This window comes from Erwinia aphidicola (assembly GCF_024169515.1).
In the GTDB taxonomy this organism is placed as follows: domain Bacteria; phylum Pseudomonadota; class Gammaproteobacteria; order Enterobacterales; family Enterobacteriaceae; genus Erwinia; species Erwinia aphidicola.
The window spans coordinates 76,685-100,639 of sequence record NZ_JAMKCQ010000001.1 but is presented as its reverse complement, the minus strand read 5'-3'; the positions used below and the strand labels follow the sequence as shown (position 1 = coordinate 100,639).

The following is a 23,955-nucleotide window of genomic DNA, read 5'->3' as shown; positions in this document are numbered from 1 at the left end:
GAAATGATTTCTTTACAGAAACAATACGGCCAGTATGACTCCGGCCATCCGCAGCACTGCTGAAATATCAAAGGCAAGACTGGCGCCCACTGTCATATTATCAGTGGTACCTGTCATCATGGCGCCTAACAGCGCCACGCCCAGCGCACTCCCTACCTGACGTGATGCGTTGAAGATGGCCGATGCAGTTGCAGAGCAGGTTGACGGGACATTGCTCAGAATGGCTGATGTGAGAGCAGGCGTGCTTATTCCAGAGCCTATCGCCAGTAACATCATGCACAGCATGATAACGTAATAAGGTGTATTCTGCTCCAGACCGTGTAAAAGCAGGAAGCTAAGAACAGATAAAACTCCGCCGCCAATAACCGTCATGCGGGATGTGAAATGTCTGGCAAGCCGACTGCTTGCTACATTGGCAATTATAATCACGGTAAAAGGCAATAAAGCCAGCCCTGTCTCAGTAGGCGTATATCCCTTTACACTTTGGAAAAAAATACTCAGAATAAATATCAGGGCATAAAAAGTCAGATTTGAAAGTAGTCCTAAAATAACGGAAATTGTTAGTACAGGGCTGCGAAATAAAGTGAGCGGTAACATAGGATTTGCAGCCCGTGATTCTCTGGCCAGAAATAATAATGCAGTGGTTAGTGCCAGGATAAAACCAGTCCATATTGCCGAGGAAAACCATCCTTTTGCCCCGGCTTCAATAACGGAGTAGGTGAGTAAAAACAGAAATAAGATTGCCAGAATCTGGCCGGGCGTATCGAAGCTTTCACTTTTAGTTGCCCGTGTTTCAGCCACAAACCGGTGGGTTGCCCACAAGCTTAATAAACATACGGGAAGATTTACCAGGAAGATGGCGCGCCATCCAAAACCTGTTATGAGAAGCCCCCCTGCGACCGGTCCCATGGCGCTTACACCTCCCCCGATAGCACTCCACCATCCGATTGCATGGCTTCTCGCTGCTGAATCTTCTGCGCACGCGTGTGAAAGTAGCGCCAGAGAGGTTGGAAGTATAAGCGCCGCGCCGGCACCCTGAAGGCAGCGAGCCGCGATAAGTAGGTCGACCGACTGTGCAAGCGCACATGTCAGGGAGGCCATACAGAATAGTAAAAGACCGGCATTAAAAACATTGCGGCTTCCAAACCGGTCTCCGGCAGATCCGGCTGTAAGCAGCAGGGCAGCAAATGAAAGGGTATAAGCGTCAACCACCCACTGAAGCCCTGATATACCTGTCCGTAAGCTGCTTCCAATTTCCGGAAGTGCAACATTCACTATTGTGACATCCAGTTGGACGACAATGAAACCGAAGCTGGTTGCAAGTAAGGTTCCCGTTATATTACCGGCGCCACCCGGAATGTAGCGCTTGAGGGATGTCCGACTGGCTGGTTTCATTAACATTCCTTTTTGGCGTTAGCGGTGTCGTAAAGGCTTTACGCTGCTGATGATGCAGTTTTAAGATTTGTCTTTTCAGACGCTGCTATTTTGTTTGTGGGGTCAAATACGCGATCTTCTACAGCAGTGAACTCTCTGAAGTTCCACAGGTTTCGGGCAACGAAAACTCTCTGAACCCAGCGAAGTGCACGATCATTTTCATCAAAATTGGGTTTAAAACTATCACGGGAATGCAGAGTGAAACTGTTATTGATGAGTATCAGTCTGCCAGGGTTTATCTGAATGCCAAATGAGACTTCACGTACCGCCTGATAAAGGTTTTCAAGAGCCTGTTTGGCGCTTTGATTAACTGCAAGCACCATATCAGGGTAGAAAGCCACGGTGACACGTGGAGCAGAGATAGGGCCTGAAAGAATTGGGCTTAAGTCCGTATTATCACGTGGTTCAGCAGAAGCGCCACGCCAACGGTACGGCACGCGAATAATAAAATTTTTGCCATAAAGATGTTTTATATCTTCCTCAGAAAGTTTTTCTAACGCCCGGCGGCAGTCTGAAATACGGGTCTGTGGGCCCCCGTGAAGTTCACCACGTACGCCAAGTAATATAAGAGCAAGAGGTGAGGTGTCACCTTCTGGCATATACGCTTGTGCGGCATTTTCGATATGGAAATCAAGCTCAACTTCAGATCCAAGACCGGTAAATTCTTTTGCGGCCTCTTTATGTGGTGTAAGATTATTTACCAGCTCATGACCTTCATGAGCAATAGAATATGGTTCACCGATAAGTACACCCATCGTCACCAGTACATTTTCGCTTAATACGCCATTTTTGAATGCATTGCCGGTTTCTCTGTGGCGGGGGCTTCCAGTGACACCCTTGTCTATTGGAAGATTATCAATTTGTAAGTAACCGAGAGCGCTAGATGAAAAGCTTTTAATTCGATTGATTGCTGTTATTACACGCTCAGGAAATGTCGCATAAGCAACCTTACGGATTTCGTTTAGATACAAATCAGAACCCGATGGGTCGTAAGCAATATTCTCAAGAACTGAACGAACATATTCTGATTCTTTCGTGCTGAGAAGAATATGTTGATCTACATTTAGCTTCATTTGATAAATCCTCTCCAGGGTGAGGTTTGGGGTGGTATCCTTATAGAACGATACAAAGGCTACTTTACAAGACCTGAAGGGATATATTCTGATTCTTTCGTGCTGAGAAAAATATTTTATCCTACTTTAAGCTTCAATTGATAATCCTCATCCAGGATGAGATTGGGGGATATGTCTTTACAGGATTATATTGAGCCTACTGCCGTAAAATATTTTAGCTAAACTTTATTTAATGAATGATTGTTAACAGTTTTTCATATGCATGAAATGTAGTGATGTGATGGACCTTTTCTGAAGCAGCCCCACAAAAATTAATTTAAATATAATCGCGGAATGACAGGTATCAGGAAGGATGCTGCGTGCTGAGGCCCGCCCCCAATCACCACAATATTCAGACGAAAAAAAACGCCGCAGATGCGGCGTTTTCTTTACATCATTTTCACTCGGGCAATTAAGCGCGAACGAAGTCGATGTGGTGCAGTTTTGGCTTGAACGGGTGACGCTGGACAGCCTGCACTTTAACTTTGGTTTCTTTACCATCTACAACCAGAGTCAGCACTTCTTCGTAGAAACCAGGCTTAGTCTGCTGGTTCAGTACGGAGTCGTGGTCCAGTTCGATAGCTACAGCTGCTTCGTTTCCGCCATAAATGATTGCCGGGAATTTGTTAGCTGTACGCAGGCGGCGGCTCGCACCCTTGCCCTGCTCTTTACGAGTTTCTGCTTTAATAGTGAACATTGTTAAGTCTCTTCAATTTTTAATCCTGCTACAGGCGACCCAGCAGCAGTCTGGATTGTTCAGCTTTGACCGGGTGAAACCCGGCAAAAGCGGGCGGGATTATAGCCGAATACCGCCCCCCAGGCAACGCAATAACTCAGCGCAGCTCGTTTGCGCGGCGAAAACGCCCCTGGTAATCAAACACTTTCTCGCGAATTTGCCAGAAATGGCGCTGTTTGCGCGCCACCACAAAATCAGGATGGCGCAGTAACGGCTGCAGGGCGATCACATCAGCGGCGGTTTTCCAGCCGAGCGGCACGCCGGGAGCACGCTGATGCGGGCGTAGGAACAGCTGCTCAAAGGCCGTACGCTGCGCCGGGGTTTTCAGGCGAAAACGCTCGCTGACCTCGGTGGCATCTTCATCGTAATAGCGTGCTTTCAGCCACTCGCCGTGTTCGTCGCTGCCGCTCTCCAGCACCATTGCGGCACAGCGCAGCACCAGCGCATCCTTCAGCTTTAGCGCGGCTTTCAGCATATCATCCGGGTCAACCAGAATGGTGTCGCACTCGCGGCAGCGGCGGGCGGCGATATCGTTTTCGGCATTGCACTGCGGGCAGTTTTTAAAACGGAAGCGATAATCGCACTGCTCACGCAGGCCGTCATCATCCTCCAGCACGCCCTGACAGCGGCGGCCAAAATGCTCAATAAGGGTGCCGTCAGCGGTGGTCTTCCCCCAGAAGGTATTGGCAAAGCCGCAGCCGGGGCAGAACACCTGCACCGGCTGGTTATCACTTTTGCCCTTCGGTGCGCCCACTTCCGGGGTGAACAGATCGTGAGGGTTGCCGGCATAGTCGAGGATCAGGCAGTCGGTTTTGCCGGGGCTGAGGCGCAGGCCGCGCCCGACGATCTGCTGATACAGGCTGACGGACTCGGTCGGGCGCAGAATGGCAATCAGATCCACGTGCGGGGCATCGAAGCCGGTGGTCAGCACCGCTACATTAACCATGTAGCGCAGCTCGCGGGCTTTAAACGCGGCAATCAGCGCGTCGCGTTCGGCGGCCGGGGTTCCGGCACTGATCAGCGCCTTACTGCCGGGCAGCAGGCCGAGCACCTCACGCGCGTGCTCAACGGTGGCGGCGAAGATCATCACGCCCTCACGCTGTTCGGCAAACTCAACAATCTGCTGAATGATATGCGGCGTGATGCGCTGCTGCTGCTTCAGCTCGCGATTGAGATCGGCTTCGCTAAACAGGCCGTTTTCCTGCGCCTGCAGGCGGCTAAAATCATACTGCACCACCGGCATATCCAGCCGCTCCGGCGGCACCAGAAAGCCGTGTTTAATCATGTAGCGCAGCGGCAGCTCATAGATGCAGTCGCGGAACAGCGCGCGTTCATTGCCGCGCACCATGCCATGATAGTGGAACTGGTAAATCCAGCCTTTTCCCAGACGGTAAGGCGTGGCCGTAAGCCCGAGCAGGCGCAGCTGCGGATTATGCTGGCGCAGCTGGTTGATAATCTGCTGGTACTGGCTGTCGTCGGCGTCGCTGATGCGGTGGCACTCGTCGACAATCAGCAGCGAAAATTCGGCATCGAACAGCTCAAGGTTGCGTGCCACCGACTGCACGCTGCCAAACACCACTTTGGCGCGGCTCTCTTTGCGCTGCAGCCCGGCGGCGAAAATGTCGGCGTCCAGCCCGTAGGCCTGATACTTGGCGTGGTTCTGCGCCACCAGTTCCTTAACGTGCGCCAGCACCAGCACGCGTCCGCGCGCCACGCGTGCCAGTTCGGCAATCACCAGACTTTTTCCGGCACCGGTCGGTAGCACAATGACGGCGGGCTGGCTGGAGCGGCGGAAGTAGCTGATGGTGGCATCCACTGCTTCCTGCTGATAGGGGCGTAGGGTAAACGACATGAACACTCGTAAAGCAGCAACAAAGGCATATTATGCCACGAAATTACTTTGCGAGTACGATCCCCTCTGTGCCTTGTGGGTTTCTCCCGTTATACTGTTCAATCCATTCTGGATGAGCGTTCAGCGCCACATCCAAGACATAATTTTCCGTTTTCACCCCAAATAACAGGCAGTGCAGAGTTAATGCGACTTGATAAATTTATTTCCCAGCAGCTGGAAGTCAGCCGCGCCATCGCCGCACGCGAACTTCGCGCCAATAAAATCACCGTTGACGGTGAAGTGGTACGCAGTGGTGCCTTTAAACTCAGCGCGGAAAGCGCAGTAGAATATGACGGCAACCCGCTGCACGTTCAGGTGGGGCCGCGCTACTTTATGCTGAATAAGCCGCAGGGCTATGTCTGCTCAACGGATGACCCGGATCACCCGACGGTGCTCTATTTCCTCGCTGAACCGACCGCTTACAAACTGCACGCCGCTGGGCGTCTGGATATCGACACCACCGGGCTGGTGCTGATGACCGATGATGGTCAGTGGTCGCACCGCATTACCTCTCCACGCCATCACTGCGAGAAAACCTATCTGGTGACGCTGGAATCGCCGCTCTCTGACGATACTGCCCGGCAGTTTGCCGACGGCGTGCAGCTGCATAATGAGAAGACCCTGACCAAACCGGCGACGCTGGAAGTGATTGACCCGCAGACGGTGCGCCTGACCATTAGCGAAGGGCGCTACCACCAGGTTAAACGTATGTTCGCCGCCGTCGGCAACCACGTGGTGGCCCTGCACCGTGAGCGCATCGGCGCGATTGCCCTGGATGCGGATATGGAACCGGGTGAATACCGTCCGTTAACAGAAGAAGAAATTGCCAGCGTCGGTTTGGCGCGTTAAGACTTTTTTAAAGGGTGGGTGCGTGGCTAAGGATAAGAATTCCTCTGTGGGTCTGGTGGTGATCCTCGGACTGCTGGCGATGTTAATGCCGCTGTCGATTGATATGTATCTTCCGGCGCTGCCGCAAATCGCCCGCGAATTCTCGGTCTCTGCGGGCAGCGTACAGATGACGCTAAACGCCTATATTCTTGGCTTCGCGCTCGGGCAGCTGGTATATGGCCCGCTGGCGGACAGCTTTGGCCGCAAACCGGTGATTGCCGTTGGCACGCTGATCTTTGCGATTGCTGCCGGGGCCTGTGCCATGGCGCAGACCATCGATCAGCTGATTGTCCTGCGCTTTATGCATGGCCTGTCGGCGGCGGCCGGCAGCGTGGTGATCAGCGCCCTGATGCGTGACACTTACTCGAAAGAGGAGTTTTCACGCATGATGTCTTTCGTGATGCTGGTCACCACTATTGCACCGCTGCTGGCACCGATTGTCGGCGGCTGGCTGCTGCTGATTTGGAGCTGGCACGCGATTTTCTGGACCATTTCGGCCGCGGCCGTCATCACCACCGTGATGGTGGTGACCCAGATCAAAGAGACGTTACCGCACGATCAACGCCAGAAGTTTAACCTGCGCACCACCCTGCGTAATTTCCTGTCGCTGTTCCGCCATAAGCGCGTATTCAGCTACATGCTGGCGAGCGGCTTCTCGTTTGCCGGGCTGTTCTCGTTCCTCAATGCCGGTCCGTTTGTTTACATCGAACTGAACCACATCTCGCCGCAGGATTTCGGCTATTACTTTGCGCTTAACGTGGTGTTTCTGTTCCTGATGACGCTGCTTAACAGCCGCTGCGTGCGCCGTTTTGGGCCGCTGGTGATGTTCCGCCTTGGGCTGCTGATCCAGTTCACCATGGGCGTCTGGATGGTGATCGTTAGCGCGCTGAACCTCGGCTTCCTGCCGCTGGTGTTTGGCGTGGCGATGTTTATCGGCTGCGTGGCGATGGTGTCATCCAATGCAATGGCGGTGATCCTGGAAGAGTTTCCACATATGGCCGGTACTGCGTCTTCGCTGGCGGGCACGCTGCGCTTTGGCGTGGGGGCGCTGGCTGGCGCACTGCTGTCGCTGATCACCTTCAACAGCGCATGGCCGATGGTGGGCGCGATCTTTATCTGTGCGACCGTGTCGATTGTGCTGTTTACCTACGCTTCACGGCCACGTAAATCGGATAGGGTGGGCTGACCCCGGGCTGACTCCAGGCTGACCCCGGGCTGACCGAAAAAGAGGGTCAGCCCCTACAGTGTAATCGCCCGCCGTAGGGGGCGACCATTTTTTCCGGTCGCCCCGTGCCGAGGATCTGCGCCGTCCCCGATGAAGACCTATTTTCCCGGTCGCCCCGTGCCGAGGATCTGCACCGTCCCCAATGAAGAGCCTTTCTCCGCTCGAGCCATATCACCTGGCTTCCCCACTAAAACCCTGCTCAATATGTTGATTATTTGTAAAAATATTTCGCAATAAGTAACCAGATTGCAGCAAAATTGGTTGTGATTGCCCGGCGAACGCGGTAAATATAACGAATAAATGAGAGGTAGCTCTCAAAAAAACCGCCGAACGCAGGATTTATCCCGCTGAAGGGTAAGCAGTTGCAGGGTAAATAGTGCCAGTTATTAATGAGTTGCTTTGCTGGCGCCAATTGATGATTTACCTTGTGAATTATTTGTGAAAATATTGTTTAAAATTCGCTCTGGGGAACCCTGTTGAATACGTTACAACATTCAGTAGTACATCGTTTGCCGCAAAGCTATCGCTGGTGCGCCGGGCCTGTTGGCATGGCTGTCGAACCACGCGCACTCAACCTCCTGAACAGCGATGACGATGTGATCGGGCTGCGCCTGCTCAGCCATAGCGGGGCTTCTGCGTGGGAAATTATGCAGAAGATTGAGGCCGCGCTGGCTGAAATTCAGCTCAGCTGTTCGGTGCTGGAGTGGGAAGGGGAGCCTTGCCTGTTCGTCCAGCGCGAAGACGAATGCGCCACCACCTGCCGTCTGAAAAACTTTGGCGTAGGCATTGCCGAGCCGTTCTCAGGCTAACGCCAGCAGCTGGCGCGTATACTCCTGCGCTGGCGCGCTAAACACGCTTTCGCACATGCCCTGTTCCACCACCTCTCCCTGCCGCAACACCACCACCTGATGGCATAACGACCGCACCACGCGCAGATCGTGGCTGATAAAGATATAGGCCAGCCGGTGCTGCTGCTGAAGATTTTTCAGTAGCGCGAGGATCTGCTTTTGCACCGAACGGTCGAGCGATGAGGTCGGTTCATCCAGGATGATCAGCTGCGGCTGCAGGATCAGGGCGCGCGCAATGGCAATACGCTGGCGCTGACCGCCGGAAAACTCTGACGGATAGCGCTGGCGCGTAGCCGGATCCAGCCCAACCTCTTCCATAGCGGTTATCACGCGCGCCTCGCGCTCGGCTTCATTCAGCTCGGGATGGTGCACCTGCAGACCCTCGGCGATAATCTGCAGCACGTTGAGGCGCGGGTTGAGCGATGAGTTTGGATCCTGGAACACCACCTGGATCTGACGGCGAACCGGCAGCATCTTTTTACGGTTCCACAAATGCAGCGGCTGCTGTTTAAACCAGATCTCACCCTGCGAATGCAGCAGGCGCAGCAGGGCCAGCCCGGTGGTGCTTTTGCCAGAGCCGGATTCCCCCACCAGCCCAAGGCTCTCACCCGGGCGCAGCGTAAAGCTCAGTGACTTCAGCGCGTGGTGATAGCCCACAGTGCGCTTCATCAGCCCCTGTTTGATTGGGAAGGCCACCTGCAGATTCTCTACCCGCAGCAGCGGCTCCGCAGCACTGTCAGCCGGGTCAGGCTGGCCTTCCGGCTCGGAGTCCAGCAGCTTTTGCGTATAGGGATGCTGTGGTGCGCTGAACAGCTGCTGGGTGCGATTATGTTCGACCGCCTGACCGTTGCGCATCACCGTGACGCTGTCCGCCAGCTGGCGCACGATATTCAGATTGTGCGTGATAAACAGCAGGCCCATATTCATCTCCTGCTTCAGCTCTTTCAGCAGCACCAGGATCTGCGCCTGCACCGTCACATCCAGCGCGGTGGTGGGTTCATCGGCGATCAACAATTCAGGCTGGGTCAGCAGCGCCATGGCGATCATCACGCGCTGACGTTCACCCCCGGAAAGCTGATGCGGAAAATCACTCAGGCGCTGCGCGGCATTGCGGATGCCCACGCGATCAAGGCAGCTGAGCATCTCGGCCCGTGCGGCTTCACGGCGCATGCCGCGGTGCAGCGACAGCACCTCGTACAGCTGCTTTTCGATGTTGTGCAGCGGATTAAGCGACACCATCGGCTCCTGAAAGATCATCGCGATGCGGTTACCGCGCAGGCCGCGCAGCGTGCGCTCATCGGCGTGCAGCACGCTCTGCCCGGCAAACAGAATATCACCCTGCGGATATACTACCGGCGGCGTTGGCAGCAGGCGCATCACCGACAGGGCGGTGACGCTTTTTCCGGAGCCGGACTCGCCGACCAGCGCCAGCGTCTCTCCGGCATCGACCGACAGCGACAGCCCCTCGACCACGCGGCGCTCTTGCGCGCCCTGACGAAAGGCAATGCTCAGATCCTGAATCGAGAGTAGTGCCATATCAATACACCTTGCTGGGGTCAAAGGCGTCGCGCACCGCTTCGCCGATAAATATTAACAGTGACAGCAGGATCGCCAGCGAGAAGAAAGCGGTCAGGCCAAGCCACGGCGCCTGCAGGTTGTTTTTGCCCTGCAGCAGCAGCTCACCCAGCGACGGCGAACCCATCGGTAAACCAAAACCGAGGAAATCGAGCGAAGTCAGCGTCGTGATTGAGCCGCAGAGAATAAAGGGCAGGTAGGTGAGCGTGGCGACCATCGCATTGGGCAGCATATGGCGCGACATAATGCGCCAGTCGCTGACGCCCATCGCCTGCGCGGCGCGGATATAGTCAAAGTTACGCGTGCGCAGGAATTCGGCACGCACCACCCCCACCAGGCTCATCCAGCCAAACAGCACGGTGATGCCCAGCAGCCACCAGAAGCCGGGCTGGATCACGCTGGAGAGCAGGATAATCAGGAATAGCGTCGGCATGCCCGACCACACTTCAATAAAGCGCTGGCCCCACAGGTCGACCCTGCCGCCGAAATAGCCCTGAATCGCGCCGGCGAGGATGCCAATCACGCTGGAGGCCAGCGTCAGCATCAGCCCGAACAGCAGCGAGATGCGGGCGCCGTAAAGAATGCGCGCCAGCACGTCGCCGCCATTGGCATCGGTGCCCAGCCAGTTCTGCGCCGAGGGGGGGGAAGGGAAGGGAACATCGGTGGCAAAGTTAATGGTGTCGTCACCAAAGCGCACCGGCGCCCAGATTGCCCAGCCGTTTGCTGCCAGCCGCGATTTCAGCCAAGGATCCTGATAATCCGCCGGGGTCTCCAGCGGGCCGCCGAAGTCGCTTTCGGTATAGTTCACCAGCAGCGGGAAATAGGTGCGGTCGTGATAGTGCACCACCAGCGGCTTATCGTTGGCCAGCAGCTCTGCGCCCAGCGACAGGGCAAACAGCACGGCAAAAACCCACAGCGACCAGTAGCCGCGGCGGTTATGGCGGAATCGCGCCCAGCGCGCCTGATTAATCGGGTTTAAACGGCTCATTAGCGGCCCTCAAAATCAATACGTGGGTCGACCAGCGTATAGGTGATATCACTGAGAATATTGAGCAGCAGGCCGATCAGGGTGAAAATATACAGCGTGCCGAACATCACCGGGTAATCGCGCTGGATGGTGGCGTCATAGCCAAGCAGCCCGAGGCCGTTGAGCGAGAACATCACTTCAATCAGCAGCGACCCGGTAAAGAACATGCTGATAAAGGTGGCCGGAAACCCGGCAATCACCAGCAGCATGGCATTGCGGAACACGTGGCGATAAAGGATCTTTTTCTCGTCCAGCCCCTTTGCGCGTGCGGTCACCACATACTGCTTGCGGATCTCATCCATAAACGAGTTTTTCGTCAGCATGGTCAGCGTAGCGAAGCCACCAATCACGGTTGCCAGCACCGGCAGGCAGATATGCCACAGATAATCTGTGACCTTGCCGTACCACGGCAGCGTGTCGAACTGCGGGGATACCAGGCCACGTAGCGGGAACCAGTCGAGGTAGCTGCCGCCGGCAAACAGCACGATCATGATGATACCAAACAGGAAAGAGGGGATGGCGTAGCCGACAATGATCAGCGTGCTGCTCCAGATATCAAACGCGCTGCCGTTGCGCACCGCCTTTTTGATCCCCAGCGGGATCGACACCAGGTAGATGATCAGCGTGCTCCACAGCCCTAACGTCACCGAAACCGGCAGGCTCTCTTTAATCAGCTGGATCACCGAGCTGCTGCGGAACAGGCTGTCACCGAAGTCGAAACGAATGTAGTTCCATAGCATGGTGAAGTAGCGCTCGTGCAGCGGCTTATCAAAGCCGTAGCGTTTGGTGATCTCCGCGATTACCTCCGGGTCCAGCCCGCGCGAGCCGCGATACTGATTGTCGCCCGGTGAGGCATTGAGCGAACTGCGCCCGTGCGCCGCGCCCTCTCCGGCGGCGCCAGGCATGCCGGTGGTCTGGCCGAACTGAATATTGGCAATCGCCTGATCGACCGGGCCGCCGGGGGCAATCTGCACAATAAAGAAGTTGATAGTAATAATCGCCCACAGCGTGGGAATAATCAGTAATAAGCGACGAATTAAATAAGCACCCACAGTCTGGCTCCTTAACGACGTTGCGCCGGCAGCTGTGCGGCTTTATTGACATCGTACCACCAGTTGTCGATGCCCTGCGCATAGGTCGGGCGCGTGGTCGGCATCGAGAACTTGTTCCAGTACGCATAGCGATCGTTGGCGGCATACCACATCGGGATCATGTAATAGTTCCACAGCAGCACGCGATCCAGCACGCGGCCCAGCGGCAGCAGGGCATTTTTGTCGCCCTGATGCTGCACAATCTGCGCAATCAGATTATCCACCAGCGGGCTGGTCACGCCCGGCGTGTTCCATGACGAGTCGATATAGGCCGAAGCCCAGACAATCTGCAGCTGCGCATCCGGCGTGGCAAACGCCAGGTAGCGCGTAGGCAGCATATCGAAATCGCGCTTGCGCAGGCGCGCCAGATACTGCGAGCTGTCAACCTGGCGCACGTTCATGGTAATGCCAATACGCGCCAGATTATGCTGGAACGGCAGCACCCACTGGTCGTTGCCACCGCTGCGCAGCAGCAGTTCGAAGCGGAATGGCTGGCCGGTTTTCACATTCACCAGCTGCTGATTTTTCAGCTCCCAGCCCGCCTGCTTCAGCAAATCCAGCGCCTGCATCAGTTTGCCACGATCGTAGCCAGAAGCGTCCGACTTTGGCGGCTGATAGATCTTATCAATCACCTCCGCCGGATACTGGCCCTTTAACGGCCCTAAAATTTCCAGCTCTTTGGCATCCGGGTAGCTGCGCGCCGCATATTCGGTGTTCTGGAAATAGCTGTCGACGCGCCGGTAGGCGTTATAGAACAGCGCTTTGTTCATCCATTCAAAATTGAACAGCAGGGAGAGTGCTTCACGCACCCGGCGGTCGGCAAACTGCGGCTTCTGGATATTAAACGCCAGCCACTGGGTATCAGTGCTGACGGTATTAGGTACCTCATCCTTAACGATATAGCCGCGTGCAAAGTTATTGCCGCTGTACTGCGTAGCCCATTTCTTGGCCGAGCCTTCGGCGCGGAAATCAAACGCCCCGGCCTTAAACGCTTCAAAGGCGACATTATCGTCCAGATAGTAGTCATAACGCATGGTGTCGAAATTGTAGCGACCTTTATTCACCGGCAGGTTTGCAGCCCAGTAGTTTTTCACCCGCGTATAAGTGACGGACTGGCCCACTTTATAGGCAGTGATGCGGTACGGACCGCTGGACGGTGGCGGTGACGGCAGCGGGTCGGCGAGGTTGTGATCTTTCCAGAAGCTTTTCGGAAAAACTTTCGACGACAGCAAAGAGAGCATCTGATCACGGTCCGACTTTGGCAGCTCAAAACGTACCGTCAGGCGCGAAATGGCTTTTGCCGTTACGCCCTTATAGATCACGCGATACTGCGGCACGCCCTGGGTCATAAACAGTTTAAAGGTGAAGGCCGCATCTTCAGCGGTAATCGGCGTACCGTCGTGGAAACGTGCGCGCGGATTGATACTGACCTCAACCCAGCGGTAATCATCCGGGTAGCGCGCGAACTCGGCCACCAGCGGGTAAAGGCTGCCGGTTTCATCATCCGAGGAGGTAAACAGCGTGTCGTACAGCGACTCCGTTCCTACGGCCGGGTTGCCGCGCATGGCGTAACGGTTAAAGTTGTCGTAGGTGCCAATGGCGGAGAGGGTAATAGTGCCGCCTTTCGGTGCGGCCGGGTCGGCATAATCAAAGTGGTTGAAACCGCTGGCGTATTTCGCTGTACCCAGCTGAGCAAAGCTGTAGCTCACATTAATCTTTTCCGCCTGCGCAACGCTGGCGGTCAGGCCAAATAAAGTCAGGGCAACAATACGCGCAATCATGGTTTCATCGGCTCCCACCTGTGAGGGGTCAGTAATCTGCGTAAGCCTGACACCATTAGCCGGGCGGAGCAATGATATTAAAGGCTTTTTACCCGTTTTGACAGTACCGGCTAATCGCGACGTCTGAGAGTTTTCGCCGGTGCCTGCTGCTGCAGATAATATTCGATCAGCTGCGCCACACCGCGTGGACGACTGAACAGGTAACCCTGCATATGCGTCACGCCGCGGTTAATTAACCACAGCGCCTGTTCGCCGGTTTCCACCCCTTCGGCCACGGTCTTGAGATTCAGCTTTTTCGCCAGGCTCAGCACGGTGTCCAGCACCGGTGAGTTTACCGTCTCCATGCCAATGCTCTGCACAAAGCCACGGTCAATCTTCAGGTAGTCAAACTGGAACTTTTCCAGATAGATCAGGGCGCTGTGCCCGGTGCCGAAATCATCAATGGCAATCTTGATCCCGCGCTCGCGGATCCAGTCAAACACCTCGTCGGCATTTGCCTCAGCCACCATGGAGCGTTCGGTAATCTCAAACACATAGCCAAAGTGGTCTGCTGGCATCGCGCTGATCCAGTCGTTGACGTCCTGACGGAAGGTCGGATGAACCAGATGAGCAGGGGAGAGATTAACACCCATTTTGGTGCCCTTAGGCACGGCGTGACGCAGGCGATGAGCATCGCGCGCCACCAGGCGAAACAGATGGCGGGTCAGTGGGACGATCAGGTTTTGCCCTTCGGCGTAGCTGATAAAGGAGTCCGGTGGAATGCGTCCCTCGGTCGGATGCGTCCAGCGTAGCAGTGCTTCGATCGCGTAGGGTTTGCCGCTGCTGGCATCAATGACCGGCTGGTACTCAACGTGAAACTCGCCGCGCTTAATCCCCAGCAGGATCTCCTTGCCGGGGCGCAGGCGCAGGGTCAACAGCAGGAAGCAGCCGCAGGTAATCAGCACGCCCAGCAGCAACCCGGCCAGCAAAATAATATGAACATCGCGCCCGGGCAGCACTTCACCATACAGATAGAGCGTGAGTGGATAGCCCGTAATGGCGATTTTACGCAGCGGGCTGGCGGGCAGCTGACTGCGGTTGACCACTTTGTCATTCCAGGTGGTCAGCGCCCTCTGCCCGGCGGCAATCGCCATACCGCTGATCTCCTGCTGGCGCGAAGCGAGCAGCAGGTAAGGGGTCAGGTTGATATTCAGCGTGGTAAAAATCCCACTGCCGGGCTGGGAAGCATTCTTCAGCCACAGCACGATAGCGGGTGTGTTGCGCACCATTGGCGTTCCGGGGATCAGGCGAATATCAACGGCACGGCTGGCGTCGGTTTCGGGTGAGATTTCATCGATATCCAGCGCCATGGGGCCGGTGGCGGATGAACAAAAAGCGCTGTGATCTTTCACCAGCAGGATGGCGCGAATATTGGCCGCAAAGGCCGCGCGCTGGGTTAAATCACTGCGAACCTGCTCACAGGGAGCCTGCGTCGCGCCCTGCAAGGGCAACAGGGTGGTTTTCAGCTCATCGAAAACGTTGATGACATAAGACTGCGTATATCCGGCAAGCCGGTTATGGCCTTCGGAGCGCCGGTTCCAGGTCAGGATCAGCGTGATAGCAACAAATAACAGAAAAAAGAGCAGCCCCATTGCCGCACTCAGGCAGATTATCCTGCGCGGATGCGTCACATGCCGCCTGACGGTGGTGGTGAGTGGCATTGGGTGTTTTCTCCCGTTTTCGCCGGTTCTTATTATGTTGTCGTCAAATACTGCTCTCTGATGAAGCCCATGAGAATATAACGGCGCTGGCCGTTCTGTCTCTATGATTATTGATGTGTATCAATCCTTTTTCAGCGCCGCTATTGGTGCTGAAAATCAGGCAAAAAAAAACGCTGCCTGGGCAGCGTTTTCATATCTCGTGTTTCGCGAACTTCAGGAGATCGGAAGTTAGCTTTGCGTATGGCTCAGTACGCGACGTGCATCGCGGTAGCGATTTTTCCAGTATGAGTCATTCAGGTTAGAAATCATCACACCGCTGCTGGTGGAGGCATGAACGAAGTTATCATTACCGATATAAATACCGACATGACGACCCGTAGAGCCTGCACGGAACAGAACTAAATCACCCGGGCGCAATTTCGTGCGCTGAATACTTTTACCGGTATCTTCCTGCTCATAGGTCGAGCGGGGCAGATCCAGGCCAAACTGCTCACGGAACGTGTTCTGTACAAAGGCGGAGCAATCAACGCCGCGCTTGCTGGTACCGCCTAAGCGGTAACGCACACCCTTCCAGTCCGCGTACTGGTCCATCAGGCGGGATTTGATATCCACATTCTGAACCATCTGTTCGAATTCATCCTGAGACGCTTGAAGTAAAAAACCGTTCTGGCTTTTAACTGCATGAGTATCAGTTTGTACATTGTGTCCGCTGTTCGAACTACATGCTGACAACAGCGCCGCTAACGCGACAGCGGGGAGCGCCCGCAAAACATATCTCAGAATAGGTTGAGACTTGACCATTATATTTGTGATCCCTTGAAGTCCTTAACGACCAAGTCGTTAGAAAAGTGACGGAGCGAAACGAGATTAATTAGTCCGGTGAGCTAAGACAATTCGGAAAACGTTAAAATGTGTGATTTAGCACACTTTAAAATGTAACTTACCGAAATACTTTAGCCAGATCGTCTAATTGAAAGTGAGGTTAACCGATTACAAGCCGCATGGCGAGGGGTTTTAAGCAGTTTTTTATAGGTTTTTGTGATGTGAAATCATTACGCAACGAATTGGTTACATTATCGTCAATTTGTAGCGCAACCGTGTGCACCTAAGTGCAATTTTGCAACAACGCGCTCATAGTCAAGTTAAAATCAGAATTATCGGGCTGGACGGATGGGAAAATCAGAGGATTTTGTGCGGGCCAGAGCATAACAAATTCTATTTATCACGCTTCGTTAGCAGACTAATTAATTTCAATTATCGCAGCAGCAGGCGAGGAAATATTCCCCGCCGTTTCGCTACTGCCGATAAATTATTTCCGCGGCTTATATTTTCCCGGCAGGTTTCGATCCAGCCAGTTCACCAGATAATCACTCGCAGGAGTGATCAGCCACCAGCTCATACCAACCAGCACTATCGATAACGAGCCCACGGCGATATCGGTAAACCAGTGGGCGCCAATCATGACGCGCGGCAGAGCAAATACCAGCACGATAACCACAGCGACGGCAAACGCGCGACGGGTGAAATAACGCAGCATAAAGCAGGCGAATATCATCAGCATCATGCCGTGATCGCCCGGGAAGCTGTCCGCAGAGGAGTCTTTAGTCGGGATGCCGGTCAGCCTGGTCACGTGGTTAACGTCCGGGAAGAACTTCGTCGGGCTGCCGTGAGAGACCGGGATCAAATGCCCTAACTGGTTCAGACCGACCGCGGTAATCAGCATCGTGATGCCAATTGCCAACATCCGGCGGCGCCCCTGTGGGGTTTCACGGCGCCAGAAGTGCAGATACAGCGCACCCATCGCCAGCAGCGACACGCCGTCAAACGCGCGGAAGTTGGTGATGGCTACCAGCCACAGCAGGGCCTGGTTAGTCACCAGATGCTGGTTAAACCAGTAGAAAATCGTCTTGTCGAGGATAAACCACTGGCCATGATTCTCCGGCAGATACCACGAGAAGAACAGCGCAAAGCCCGCAGCGTTTAGGGCCAGTATGGTTAGCAGGCGTTTAGTTGTCATTGTGATTAAGGATTTATTAAGAAATGTCGCGGCGTAGAGTATGCCTGACATTATAAACGAAGGCTCAACAAAGCACTTTGTAAAATATTCCAGTCGGACTGTTCCTGGTGAATAAGCTCAATCCGGCTGTCCGGCGGCGGCAACTGGCGGGTTTCGATATGGAAGTCGGCGCCCTGGCGGTTAATGCTCACCTGGCCCTCGGCGATCCGCAGCACGCCCTTTACGCGCGAAACGGGGGCCAGCCGCGCCCATTCAAGCAGGCCGATGGTGTCGAATACGGTGTCACTGTCGAAAATCCAGCCCGCCGCATAATAGCCCTGGCCCTGATTCAGCGCGCGGCGCCAGCGGGAATTTTCATTCAGCCGCAGCGAGGCCAGCGGTGAGGGGGCGCCGTGAGAATGGTGCAAAGGGGAGGGCAAGGCCTGCTGATTGCTGCGCGGCCGATCGAGCAGGGCGGCGTCGATGGTGCCTTGAGAGGTGCGCACCAGCGGCCGCGCATGGCCGAAATCCTGCTGCCACTGGCTGAGCGCCGTTTGCGTGACCTCGTCCCAGCGATCCTGCTTATTGGCAATAATGATATCGGCGGCGGCCAGCTGATCGCGGAAGTTTTCATTTTCTACTACGCGATTATCCGCCAGCTGGCGCGGATCAAGCAGGCAAAGCGTGGCGCGCAGATCGATCCACGGCTGATATACCGCCGCCGATAACATATCCAGGATCTGTTTAGGGTGGCCAAGGCCGGTGGGTTCAATCAGCAGGCGGTCGGGCCGGGTCTGCTTGAGCAGCATATTTAGCCCGACCTGCATTGGCAGGCCGTTGACGCAGCACATGCATCCGCCGGGTATTTCCTTCAGAACCGCGCCGCTCTCCGCCAGCAGGGCACCATCGATACCGATTTCGCCGAACTCATTTACCAGCACCGCCCAGTTTTCACCAGCAGGTTTGCTGGCCAGCAGATGGCGCAGGGTGGTGGTTTTTCCGCTTCCGAGAAAGCCAGTAATCAGATTTACGCGGGTCATCGGCACTCCTTGAAGAAACTTTAATGATATTTATCGTTCTTTACCGTGATTTGTTTTCATCATGTAACTAATTGTAATTGGCTATCCTAATAAGGAACACAATAAACGATGAGGTGAGCATGAAAAGCATTTTTTCGGCTGCGGCCGTGGTGCTATTCGCCTCATGGACGAGCAGTGTTATGGCAGGGAATAGTCAATCAACGAGCGGTTCGGGTGTTATTAATTTTCAAGGCAGTATCGTTGAGTCTCTCTGCGATTCCGATGTGAATAAAACCCAGGTTAATGTCTCCTGTCAGCGCAACGGCAAGACAAAAGTCAGCACGCTGGCACTGAACAGCACGACCGCACAGCAGTTGCCCTACAATATCGGCAGCAGCAAAATCCACTGGATTGATGCGCAGCGAAGAGTGGGGATTGTCACGGTAGAGTATCAGTAATCATAATCAAGTTGTTATAACATAACATCAACGGCGCCGTCATCAGACCGCGCCTTTTTTTATGGTCGCAGGCGAAGGCTAGTCAGCGCGGCTCATGTAACGGCGTTCCGGGATGTGAATGCGGATTTTGTCGCCGTTGCTCAGGTATTCCGGCACCTGCACCACCAGGCCGGTACTCATTTTGGCCGGTTTGGTGCGGGCGCTGGCGGAAGCGCCTTTAATGCCAGGCGTGGTTTCAACGATTTCCATGTCCACCGTTTGCGGCAGCTCCAGCGCCAGAATCTGGCCGTCCATGGTCAGCACCTGAATACCCGGAATGCCGCCTTCCGGCAGGAACAGCAGCTCATCTTCAATCTGCTCCTGCTTAAAGTTGTAAGGGGTGTAGTCTTCGTCATCCATAAACACGTACTCGTCACCGTCAATATAGGAGAAGGTGACCTGACGGCGGCTTAGCTGGATGGTGTCGAGAAGGTCATCGCCTTTGAAGCGCTCCTCGACTTTCAGGCCGGTACGCACATCGGTAAAGCGCATCTTATACAGGGTAGACGCGCCACGGGCGCTGGGACTTTGTACATCAATATCTTTGACTAACAGCAGCTTGCCGTTGTAATTGATCGCCATGCCCTTTTTAACTTCGTTCGCTCTTGGCATAAAACAGGTCTCGTCGTGAAGAGGATAAATTATCGCGACACGTTACTCGCGCCGCTGCCGCCAGGCAAGATGGCGCAGTGAAAATATCTGTCCGGAAGATCATCAAAATCTCAGGGAATCGTAGGGGGCAACCTGTGAGGTGTTCCCACAAAAACTGATCTGAATATTATCGCGGGATGACAGATGCCCGGTTTCAGGAGGGAGGGCTGCTTTCCGCACCGGCATGAATACATCCCTGTAGCCTGGCTCACGGCCATCCCTGGCCGTGGGCCTGCTGCAATCAGCCCTCACTCCTTGCACCCAAAGCTTCAGCGTCGCGGTTTAAAACCCACAGCGAGCACGATGATAGTGGGGGATGAGCTCGGCCTGAGGTAAGCCGGACGTCACGCGGCAGGGATGCCGCGTGCCGAGGCCCGCAGGGAGCGTCTTTTGCCGTTCCGGCGTGCTCAGGCTAAGCTCAGACCGGTTAAAGGACGTTTAGCGATGGACGTCATTTTCGGGCATACCCCAAAGGTCGACCTTCTTTTTCGGTCGACCCTTGGGGCCGTCGTTAAAGAATAGTATTCAGCGGGGCGAGCTGCTATTGTCGCGATCTTATTACAGGGGGTCAGTGATGGAATGTCGTGCCGGATGTGGTGCCTGCTGTACAGCACCGTCAATTTCATCGCCTATTCCCGGCATGCCCAACGGCAAACCGGCGAACACGCCCTGCGTACAGCTCGACAGCCAGTCGCGCTGCAAAATATTCGGCTCCCCGCTGCGGCCGAAAGTCTGTGCCGGGCTGCAGCCGGAATTGACGATGTGCGGCAGTAGCCGCCAGCAGGCGATGGTGTTTCTGCTGGATCTGGAGGCGCAAACCGCGCCCTGAATTACCCTTGTGCCACTTCACAACTCTGCACTTTTGGTTCCGGCACGCGTAACAGGCAGGCGATTGCTGCCGCCATCATCACCACCGCAAACCACAATACGCCATGATAGCTCCAGAACTGCGCCACGGCACCCGCCAGCGCGCCGCCAACAATCCAGCCCATCCGCGTTGAGTTGGTGAACAGCGTAGTTGCCGCTCCGGCCTGGCCGGGCATCATATCCTGGAAGTAGATCATGCCAATACCCGCGAGGATACCGATAAACACCGCGTTCAGCCCCTGCAATACCAGCATCTGCATCTCACCATCAAACAGCAGCGTGCCGGCGTAAAACAGCAGGCCGGCAACGGCGGCGATGCGCATTAACAGGCGTTTGCCAAAGCGCCTGGCGTAATAGCCCGCCAGCAGCATGATCGGGATCTCCAGCCCGGCCGCCAGCCCCATCATGATCCCCGCCAGCTTCTCCGGCAGATGCAGTTCATTGACTACGTATAGCGGCATGGTAATCAGATACAGCCCGTTGCAGGACCACATCAGCGTGCAGGCGATAAACAGCGTCAGCGTAGCGCGGCGGTGCTGGCGCGGCGCCTGAACAGGCATAGCGGTGACCAACGTCTTTTTGCGCATTGACGGCAGCAGGTAGCGCACAATCACCGCGCACAGCACAAAGGCAATGGCGGCGGTGAGATACATGGTGCGGAAACCGTAGCCGAGCGCCAGCGCAAAGGCTAAGGGCGGGCCAATCATCCACGCCAGAGAAATCTGTGCGCGCATCACCGAGCTGAACATCACGCTCTCGCGCCCGGTTTTATCGGCGTGCTCACGCGCCAGCGCAAACATTTGCGACGTTGCGCTGCTGCCAAAGCTGGAAAGCAGCACGCCAACCAGCAGCAGCACGAAGTAGCTGCGGTTCCAGGCGAACAGCAGAGAAGCCAGCGCACCGAGCAGGCAGCAGTAAAGGATCAGCGTTTTACGGTCGCCTTTGCGGTCCGAGTAGCGCGCCAGCAGCTGGCTGACCAGAATGCCAATGACCGCATTAAAGGTGAAAAACAGCCCGACCATAAAAGGCCGCACCTGCACTTCGCTGGTGAGAAACAGGCTGAGAGTCGGGGTCTGTAGCGCCCCGGCGAGGCCAGAGATAAAAGCCACCACGAGGAAGGCCAGCGAGCGGTTGCCGGGCAAGGTTCTGGAGGGGGCAGCGGGTATTTGCATGGGGTAATCGGGCCTGGTAAGGAAAAACGGCGAGATTTTACGCCGTTATCCAGCGGGCGGGAATGCTTTTGCCATTCTTCGCGCAAGTGTGTGGAATTAACGCACTTTTTGCACAATAAAGCCCTGTGCCGTCTGGCTTCAGCAGGCCTTCAGCTATTTGAGTTAAGGGGCTCTTTTTCCGAAAAACCTTGATGAAATGTGCGGGACATCAAAAATCTGCTACGCCGTTCACAGTAAAACTTGCAACGGATCCGCTAACGGGACCAAACTCATTGAAACGTTTCAGCGTTGTCGCTTCAGGTTGTTATCAAGGTGATAGCGCTTTTTTTCTCAAATTAGCTGAAACGATTCAAATTCAGCAGCGAGGAGAACCATGTTCCAGTTAGAACTCAACGCCATTAAGCCTGGTGCCCAGGCCGGCGACAAACAGGATGCCATTCGTCAGGTTGCTGCCGCGCTGACCGCAGCAGGTAACGTGGGCGAAGGCTACGTAAACGGCATGCTGGCGCGTGAACAGCAGACCTCTACCTATCTGGGTAACGGCATCGCTATTCCGCACGGTACCACCGATACCCGCGACCTGGTGCTGAAAACCGGCGTGCAGGTATTCCAGTTCCCGCAGGGCATCGCCTGGGGTGACGATCAGACCGCCTATGTGGTGATCGGCATTGCGGCGAAGTCTGACGAGCATCTGGCACTGCTGCGCCAGCTGACGCACGTACTGAGCGATGACAGCGTAACGGAACAGCTGAAAACGGCCGACTCTGCCGAGACTCTGCGCAGCATCCTGATGGGTGAGAAGCTGGCCGCCGAATTCAAATTTGATACCTCGCTGATTGCCACCGACGTTGCAGCCAGCGATCTGATGACCCTGCAGGCGCTGAACGCCGGGCGTTTACAGCAGGCGGGCGCGGTAGATGCCTCATTCCTGACCTGCGTGATTGCCGGTAAGCCGCTGAACCTCGGGCAGGGCATCTGGCTGAGCGACAGCACCAGCGGTAACCTCGCCAGCGCCGTGGCAATCAGCCGCGCTGCCGCACCGTTTGATGTTAATGGTGAAACTGCACAGCTGCTGATTACCGTATCCGTCGCCGATGACCAGCCGTTAACCGTGCTCAACTATTTAAGCGATCTGCTGATCCAGCAGAAAGCCGATCGCCTGCTGAGCGCCGATGCCGCCGGGATCCTCGCGCTGTTAACCAGCGAAGTGTCCGAACAGGCAGACGTGCTGACCGAAGAGTTCAGCATTCGTAATGAACATGGCCTGCATGCCCGTCCGGGCACCGCCCTGGTCAGTGTGATCAAGCAGTTCAACTGTGATGTCACCGTGACTAACCTCGACGGCAGCGGCAAGCCCGCTAACGGCCGCAGCCTGATGAAAGTGGTCGCGCTGGGCGTGAAAAAAGGCCACCGTCTGCGCTTCACCGCCAGCGGTGAAGATGCCCGCGCCGCGCTGGATGCCATCGGCGCCGCCATCGCTTCCGGCCTGGGTGAGGGGGCAGCATGAGCAGACGCGTAGCCACCATTACCCTCAACCCGGCCTATGACCTGGTCGGGTACGTGCCGGAAGTTGAACGCGGAGAAGTCAACCTGGTAAAAACCACCGGGCTGCACGCGGCGGGCAAGGGCATCAACGTGGCCAAAGTGCTGAAGGATCTCGGCATCGACGTCACCGTTGGCGGCTTCCTCGGCAAAGAGAATCAGGACGGCTTCCAGCACCTGTTTAGCGACCTTGGCATCGCCAACCGCTTCCAGGTGGTGGAAGGGCGCACGCGTATCAACGTGAAGCTGACTGAAAAAGACGGCGACGTGACCGACCTGAACTTCTCAGGTTTTGAAGTCACCGCTCAGGACTGGGAGCGCTTCACCGCCGACTCGCTGACCTGGCTGGGTCAGTTCGACATGGTCTGCGTCAGCGGCAGTCTGCCAGCAGGCGTCGATCCGGATGCGTTCACCGAATGGATGACGCAGTTGCGTACCCACTGCCCGTGCATTATTTTTGACAGCAGCCGTGAGGCGCTGGTCGCTGGCCTGAAAGCCGCGCCGTGGCTGGTCAAGCCTAACCGCCGCGAGCTGGAAATCTGGGCGGGGCGTAAACTCCCGACATTACAAGATGTGATTGAAGCAGCACATGCGCTGCGTGAGCAGGGTATCGCACACGTGGTGATCTCTCTCGGTGCCGAAGGGGCGCTGTGGGTGAATGCTTCAGGCGAATGGATTGCAAAACCACCTGCCTGTGAAGTTGTAAGCACCGTGGGTGCCGGTGATTCGATGGTTGGCGGGCTGATCTACGGCCTGCTGATGCGCGAATCCAGCGAGCACACACTGCGTCTTGCAACGGCAGTGGCGGCGATGGCCGTCAGCCAGAGCAACGTGGGCGTTACCGATCGTACCCAGTTGGCCGCGATGATGGCGCGTGTCGACCTACAACCCTATAACTAACAG

General features: G+C 55.5%; 21 protein-coding genes. 7 read left to right on the top strand and 14 right to left on the bottom strand.

Going from position 1 to position 23,955, the window contains the following annotated elements; translation table 11 throughout:
* Positions 1-12 precede the first annotated feature (12 nt).
* From J2Y91_RS00430 to radD, 4 genes are all read right to left on the bottom strand, one after another.
* Complete coding sequence (locus J2Y91_RS00430) at positions 13-1,395, bottom strand: MFS transporter (protein WP_208864878.1); 1,383 nt, start codon at positions 1,393-1,395, stop codon at positions 13-15.
* 38 nt (positions 1,396-1,433) lie between these two features.
* A complete protein-coding gene (locus J2Y91_RS00425; RefSeq protein ID WP_133623235.1) occupies positions 1,434-2,507 on the bottom strand; it encodes a TauD/TfdA family dioxygenase in 1,074 nt (357 codons plus the stop codon).
* A 451-nt stretch (positions 2,508-2,958) separates the two neighbouring features.
* Positions 2,959-3,243 carry a 50S ribosomal protein L25 gene (gene rplY / locus J2Y91_RS00420; RefSeq protein ID WP_048915499.1) on the bottom strand — a complete coding sequence of 95 codons (285 nt, stop codon included), beginning with the start codon at positions 3,241-3,243 and terminating at the stop codon, positions 2,959-2,961.
* A gap of 136 nt (positions 3,244-3,379) precedes the next feature.
* Positions 3,380-5,134 carry a DNA repair helicase RadD gene (gene radD, locus J2Y91_RS00415; protein WP_133623236.1) on the bottom strand — a complete coding sequence of 585 codons (1,755 nt, stop codon included), beginning with the start codon at positions 5,132-5,134 and terminating at the stop codon, positions 3,380-3,382.
* A 183-nt stretch (positions 5,135-5,317) separates the two neighbouring features.
* Between radD and rsuA the strand changes: the two genes are divergently transcribed.
* The 3 genes from rsuA to J2Y91_RS00400 all read left to right on the top strand — a co-directional run bounded on the left by rsuA (position 5,318) and on the right by J2Y91_RS00400 (position 8,095).
* Positions 5,318-6,022: a 16S rRNA pseudouridine(516) synthase RsuA gene (gene rsuA, locus J2Y91_RS00410; RefSeq protein ID WP_099754029.1), complete on the top strand. Its 705-nt coding sequence runs from the start codon at positions 5,318-5,320 to the stop codon at positions 6,020-6,022.
* A gap of 22 nt (positions 6,023-6,044) precedes the next feature.
* Entirely contained in the window at positions 6,045-7,247 is a 1,203-nt protein-coding gene (locus tag J2Y91_RS00405; RefSeq protein WP_133623237.1) for a Bcr/CflA family multidrug efflux MFS transporter, read from the top strand.
* Between the two features lie 515 nt (positions 7,248-7,762).
* The gene (locus tag J2Y91_RS00400) at positions 7,763-8,095 is read left to right on the top strand and encodes a YejG family protein (protein ID WP_253536791.1); all 333 of its coding nucleotides are present in this window, start codon (positions 7,763-7,765) and stop codon (positions 8,093-8,095) included.
* On the opposite strand, the gene yejF is transcribed toward J2Y91_RS00400, so the two are convergent.
* The 8 genes from yejF to J2Y91_RS00360 all read right to left on the bottom strand — a co-directional run bounded on the left by yejF (position 8,087) and on the right by J2Y91_RS00360 (position 18,344).
* A complete protein-coding gene (yejF, locus tag J2Y91_RS00395; protein WP_253536789.1) occupies positions 8,087-9,670 on the bottom strand; it encodes a microcin C ABC transporter ATP-binding protein YejF in 1,584 nt (527 codons plus the stop codon). The genes J2Y91_RS00400 and yejF overlap by 9 nt on opposite strands.
* A gap of 1 nt (position 9,671) precedes the next feature.
* Positions 9,672-10,697 carry a microcin C ABC transporter permease gene (locus tag J2Y91_RS00390; RefSeq protein WP_133623240.1) on the bottom strand — a complete coding sequence of 342 codons (1,026 nt, stop codon included), beginning with the start codon at positions 10,695-10,697 and terminating at the stop codon, positions 9,672-9,674.
* The gene (locus J2Y91_RS00385) at positions 10,697-11,788 is read right to left on the bottom strand and encodes a microcin C ABC transporter permease YejB (RefSeq protein WP_048915505.1); all 1,092 of its coding nucleotides are present in this window, start codon (positions 11,786-11,788) and stop codon (positions 10,697-10,699) included. Before J2Y91_RS00385 ends, J2Y91_RS00390 begins: the two co-directional genes overlap by 1 nt.
* An 11-nt stretch (positions 11,789-11,799) precedes the next feature.
* Positions 11,800-13,608: an extracellular solute-binding protein gene (locus tag J2Y91_RS00380; RefSeq protein WP_133623241.1), complete on the bottom strand. Its 1,809-nt coding sequence runs from the start codon at positions 13,606-13,608 to the stop codon at positions 11,800-11,802.
* A 110-nt stretch (positions 13,609-13,718) separates the two neighbouring features.
* Positions 13,719-15,308 carry a cyclic di-GMP phosphodiesterase gene (locus tag J2Y91_RS00375; RefSeq protein WP_133623242.1) on the bottom strand — a complete coding sequence of 530 codons (1,590 nt, stop codon included), beginning with the start codon at positions 15,306-15,308 and terminating at the stop codon, positions 13,719-13,721.
* A 228-nt stretch (positions 15,309-15,536) separates the two neighbouring features.
* The gene (gene mepS / locus J2Y91_RS00370) at positions 15,537-16,109 is read right to left on the bottom strand and encodes a bifunctional murein DD-endopeptidase/murein LD-carboxypeptidase (RefSeq protein ID WP_048915508.1); all 573 of its coding nucleotides are present in this window, start codon (positions 16,107-16,109) and stop codon (positions 15,537-15,539) included.
* Positions 16,110-16,617: 508 nt separating this feature from the next.
* Positions 16,618-17,325, bottom strand: a complete 708-nt coding sequence (locus J2Y91_RS00365) for a phosphatase PAP2 family protein (RefSeq protein WP_048915509.1) — start codon at positions 17,323-17,325, stop codon at positions 16,618-16,620.
* Between the two features lie 50 nt (positions 17,326-17,375).
* Positions 17,376-18,344 carry a CobW family GTP-binding protein gene (locus J2Y91_RS00360; protein ID WP_253536787.1) on the bottom strand — a complete coding sequence of 323 codons (969 nt, stop codon included), beginning with the start codon at positions 18,342-18,344 and terminating at the stop codon, positions 17,376-17,378.
* A gap of 119 nt (positions 18,345-18,463) precedes the next feature.
* Between J2Y91_RS00360 and J2Y91_RS00355 the strand changes: the two genes are divergently transcribed.
* Positions 18,464-18,781 (top strand): YmdA family protein, encoded by a 318-nt coding sequence (locus J2Y91_RS00355; RefSeq protein ID WP_253536785.1) that lies wholly within the window; start codon positions 18,464-18,466, stop codon positions 18,779-18,781.
* A 78-nt stretch (positions 18,782-18,859) separates the two neighbouring features.
* Here J2Y91_RS00355 and yeiP read toward each other — a convergent pair whose 3' ends face one another.
* Positions 18,860-19,432 carry an elongation factor P-like protein YeiP gene (gene yeiP / locus J2Y91_RS00350; RefSeq protein ID WP_048915512.1) on the bottom strand — a complete coding sequence of 191 codons (573 nt, stop codon included), beginning with the start codon at positions 19,430-19,432 and terminating at the stop codon, positions 18,860-18,862.
* 613 nt (positions 19,433-20,045) lie between these two features.
* Between yeiP and J2Y91_RS00345 the strand changes: the two genes are divergently transcribed.
* A complete protein-coding gene (locus J2Y91_RS00345) occupies positions 20,046-20,300 on the top strand; it encodes a YkgJ family cysteine cluster protein (protein ID WP_048915513.1) in 255 nt (84 codons plus the stop codon).
* Position 20,301: 1 nt separating this feature from the next.
* On the opposite strand, the gene J2Y91_RS00340 is transcribed toward J2Y91_RS00345, so the two are convergent.
* A complete protein-coding gene (locus tag J2Y91_RS00340; RefSeq protein ID WP_253536783.1) occupies positions 20,302-21,510 on the bottom strand; it encodes a sugar efflux transporter in 1,209 nt (402 codons plus the stop codon).
* 373 nt (positions 21,511-21,883) lie between these two features.
* On the opposite strand from J2Y91_RS00340, the gene fruB reads away from it, so the two are divergent.
* Both fruB and fruK read left to right on the top strand, forming a co-directional pair.
* Entirely contained in the window at positions 21,884-23,017 is a 1,134-nt protein-coding gene (gene fruB / locus J2Y91_RS00335) for a fused PTS fructose transporter subunit IIA/HPr protein (protein ID WP_048915515.1), read from the top strand.
* Positions 23,014-23,952: a 1-phosphofructokinase gene (gene fruK, locus J2Y91_RS00330; protein ID WP_048915516.1), complete on the top strand. Its 939-nt coding sequence runs from the start codon at positions 23,014-23,016 to the stop codon at positions 23,950-23,952. The genes fruB and fruK overlap by 4 nt, the downstream gene beginning before the upstream one ends.
* The last annotated feature ends 3 nt before the right edge of the window (positions 23,953-23,955 follow it).